The organism is Arthrobacter sp. 2YAF22_2, from assembly GCF_052114645.1.
Classification (GTDB): Bacteria; Actinomycetota; Actinomycetes; order Actinomycetales; family Micrococcaceae; genus Arthrobacter.
In genome coordinates this window covers 1-4176 of record NZ_JBFRFD010000329.1, presented here as the reverse complement: position 1 = coordinate 4176, position 4176 = coordinate 1, and the positions used below count along the sequence as shown (strand labels likewise).

2 protein-coding genes are annotated in these 4176 nt (G+C 65.5%); both read left to right on the top strand.

Annotation, left to right across the window (positions count from 1 at the left end):
- Positions 1–2961: formate dehydrogenase (gene fdh / locus AB4Y86_RS13345; RefSeq protein WP_441402699.1), on the top strand; the 2961-nt coding region annotated here is incomplete at its 5' end.
- Positions 2962–3074: 113 nt separating this feature from the next.
- Positions 3075–4085 carry a 4Fe-4S dicluster domain-containing protein gene (locus AB4Y86_RS13340; protein ID WP_441402698.1) on the top strand — a complete coding sequence of 337 codons (1011 nt, stop codon included), beginning with the start codon at positions 3075–3077 and terminating at the stop codon, positions 4083–4085.
- Positions 4086–4176: the final 91 nt, after the last annotated feature.

Below are 4176 nucleotides of genomic sequence, written 5' to 3'. Positions count from 1 at the left end.
GTGGCGGAACGCTTCATCGAAAGCCGCCGCAGGACGTGGCAGCAGGAAGACGAAGAGGGCCGGCTGCTTCGCCGCACGATGGGCATAGCCTCACTAGGCGGGGCAACCCTGGACAACGAAGAGAACTACCTGATCAAGAAACTCTTCACGGCTGCCGGAGCAGTGCAGATCGAGAACCAAGCACGTATTTGACACTCTTCCACGGTTCCCAGTTTGGGAGCCTCGTTTGGACGCGGTGGCGCAACGCAATCACTGCAGGACATGGCCAACGCCGACTGCATCATCATTCAGGGTTCCAATATGGCCGAGTGCCACCCTGTGGGATATCAGTGGGTTGCAGAGGCCAAGGCCCGCGGAGCAAAGGTCATCCACATCGACCCCAGATTCACGCGCACCTCGGCCGTCGCGGACAAGCACATTTCCATCCGGGCCGGCTCTGACGTCGTCCTCTTGGGCGCGTTGATTAACTACGTCATCACCCACGACCTGTGGTTCAAGGAGTATGTGGGCGCGTACACCAACGCGGCCACGCTGGTTCATGCCGACTTCCGCGACGCCGAGGATCTGGGCGGATTGTTCTCCGGCTACGATCCGGAGACGGGAGCCTACGACACGGCGTCCTGGTCTTACGCGGAACAGGGTGGAGGCACCATTGACGATGCTGGTGCTGGCCCCGAACACGGCGCCCACGCGTCGGCTCGCGCCGCGGGAGACCAGTTCGGCAGCGGCGGTCCCTCCCTGGAACACGCCCAAGTGCAGCGTGACGATACCCTGCAGGACCCCCGGACCGTTTTCCAGATCTTGAAGCGGCACTACGCCCGTTACACCCCGGAGATGGTCCAGGACATGTGTGGCATCGACGTCGCGGACTTTGAGTACCTGGCCCGCGCCATCACGGAAAACTCGGGGCGCGAACGGACAACGTGCTTTGCCTACGCTGTCGGCTGGACCCAGCACTCGCTCGGAGCGCAGTTCATCCGGGCCGCCGCCATCCTGCAACTTCTGCTCGGCAATGTGGGCCGCCCGGGCAGCGGAATCATGGCCCTGCGCGGCCATGCAAGCATCCAAGGTTCCACGGATATTCCGACCTTGTTCAACCTGCTGCCCGGGTACCTGCCAATGCCCAGCGCCGGGCGCCATGACACCTTCAGTGAATACCTGGATGCGGTCGCGTCGAAGAAGCAGAAGGGCTTCTGGGCGGACGCCGACTCCTACACCATTAGCCTGCTGAAGGCCTGGTGGGGCGAGGCCGCGACCGCGGAGAACGACTGGGCCTACGATTACCTTCCCAGGCTGACCGGAGCGCACGGCACGTACCAGACGGTGATGGACATGCTCGAGGACAAGGTGGAGGGTTACTTCCTGCTCGGACAGAATCCCGCGGTGGGCTCGTCCAACGGCCGCATGCAACGCCTTGGCATGTCGCACTTGAAGTGGCTGGTGGTGCGCGACTTGAATCTCATCGAGTCGGCGACCTGGTGGAAGGACGGCCCGGAGATCGAAACCGGGGAACTGCGCACCGAAGACATCGAGACCGAAGTGTTCTTTCTGCCTGCAGCAACCCACGTGGAGAAGGCCGGCTCGTTCACGCAGACCCAACGGCTGCTGCAGTGGCGGCACCAGGCGGTGGCACCGCCGGGAGAGTGCCAAAGTGAATTGCAGTTCTTCTTCGAGCTGGGCCAGCGGATCCGCGAGAAACTGGCGGGGTCGGAGGACGAGCGCGACCGTCCGCTGCTCGACCTCACCTGGGATTACCCCACCGACGAGCACGGCGAGCCCGACGGCGAGGCGGTGCTGGCCGAGATTAACGGCCGCCACCTCAGTGGCCCGGACGCGGGCAAACCGCTCTCCGCGTATACGGAGCTGCGCCCCGACGGTTCCACGTCCGCGGGCTGCTGGATCTACACCGGCGTCTACGCCGACGGCATCAACCATGCCGCCAACCGGAAGCCGGGCCAGGAGCAAGGACCTGCCGCCTCTGAATGGGGCTGGGCGTGGCCGGCCAACCGCCGGATTCTCTACAACCGGGCGTCGGCAGACCCTGCCGGTAAACCGTGGAGCGAGCGGAAGAAATACATCTGGTGGGACCAGGAACAGGGACGGTGGGTAGGAGACGACGTGCCCGACTTCCCGGTTGACCGTGCTCCGGGCAGCCAACCTGACCCCGATCTCGGAGGTCCGGCCGCCTTGAGCGGAGATGACCCCTTTATCATGCAGTCAGACGGCAAGGGCTGGTTGTTCGCACCGTCGGGCGTCGTTGACGGTCCTCTTCCCACCCACTACGAACCGCAGGAATCGCCGGTGGCCAATGGCCTTTACCCGCAGCAGCAAAATCCGGCCCGGCTGGTGTATCCCCGCGCGGACAACCTCAGCGCACCAAGCGCGGGGACCAGTGGCGCGGACGTCTACCCCTACGTCTTCACCACGTACCGGCTCACCGAACACCACACTGCCGGCGGAATGAGCCGCTGGTTGCCGTACCTCTCGGAGCTGCAACCGGAAATGTTCTGCGAGGTCTCTCCCGAGCTGGCCGCTGAGCGCGGACTCGAGCCCTACGGGTGGGCCACGATCATTTCGGCCCGCTCCGCCATCGAGGCGAAGGTGCTCGTCACCCAGCGGATGAAACCCTTGGCCGTTGGCGGCCACACCGTCCATCAGATCGGGTTGCCCTACCATTGGGGCGTCGGAACGGATGCTGTCGTCAGCGGTGACGCGGCCAACGACCTGTTGGGCGTGACGCTGGACCCCAACGTCCAGATCCAGGAATCTAAGGCCGCTTCCTGTGACATCCGCCCGGGCCGCCGGCCGCGCGGGGCGGAGCTGCTTGCCCTGGTTGCCGAGTACCAGGCCCGGGCCGGAGCGACGACCGAAACCGGGAACCGGCTCGTTACCGATCCGGGCGCGGAAAGCAATGACACGGGCCGCCGAAAGGACGGCCGCACCGAGGGCCGTCCAGGATGATGGGCATCTTCACTGCCGGTCCGGCGGGGCCACTCCATGCGCCGCCTGCTCCGCCTGCACAACCGGTCCGCTCTGGTAGCGTTCCGGATACCGACTCGACGTTGGAGGATTAGATGGGCCAGCTATCCGGACCGACCGACCCCGCCGCCGATGCCCGGTGGGATAATCAGCAGCCGCGCAAGGGGTTTTTCACAGACACCTCCATCTGCATCGGCTGTAAGGCGTGCGAAGTGGCCTGCAAGGAATGGAACCACAACCCCCAGGACGGGAACCTGGAGCTGCTGGAATCCTCCTATGACAACACCGGAGGGCTCGGTGCCAGCACCTGGCGGCATGTCGCCTTCGTTGAACAGGGCCAGGAACGTATTACCGAGGCGCGGGAGTCCGGGCGCGCGCTGGTCAACCTCGGCATGCCCCGCATCGGCCCTCCGCCGACGGCTGCGTCCGCCGGGCCGGACCTGGCGAGCGTGGATAYGACGCCGCCGGACACGGCAGACTTCCGCTGGTTGATGTCCTCCGATGTCTGCAAGCACTGCACGCACGCCGGGTGCCTGGATGTCTGCCCGACCGGAGCGCTTTTCCGCACGGAGTTCGGCACTGTGGTGGTCCAGGAAGACGTGTGCAACGGCTGCGGAACCTGCGTTGCAGGGTGTCCGTTCGGCGTGATCGAGCGCCGCAGCGACGGCATGGTGGCGGTGGCCGCCCAGCGGGAGGAGCAGCACGCCAAGGATCCGGCCGTCCCCAATGTCGGCGTCGCCCAGAAGTGCACGCTGTGCTACGACCGCCTGGTCAACGATGAGACGCCCGCTTGCGCTAAAGCTTGTCCGACGACATCGATCAAATTCGGCAACCACGACGACATGGTGGAGACGGCCCGGGAACGGGTGGTCTCCCTGCACCAGCAGGGACTCACGGAAGCCAGGCTCTATGGTGCSAACGAACTCGACGGCGTCGGCGGAACCGGAGCGGTCTTCCTCCTGCTCGACGAACCGGAAGTGTACGGACTTCCTCCGGATCCGAGAGTGCCCACAGCCGATCTGCCGCAAATGTACCGGCGGGCCGGTATGGCCGTCGCCGGCATGGTTGGCGCCGCGGCGCTGGCTTTCCTGGGAGGGCGCGCGTGACCCACTCTGAGTTCGACAGCTTTCGGCCGCCGGAGCCTGCCCGCCGTCGTCGATCCGGCGGCAAGCGCGGTACCGGCCGCCGCGACAGCGG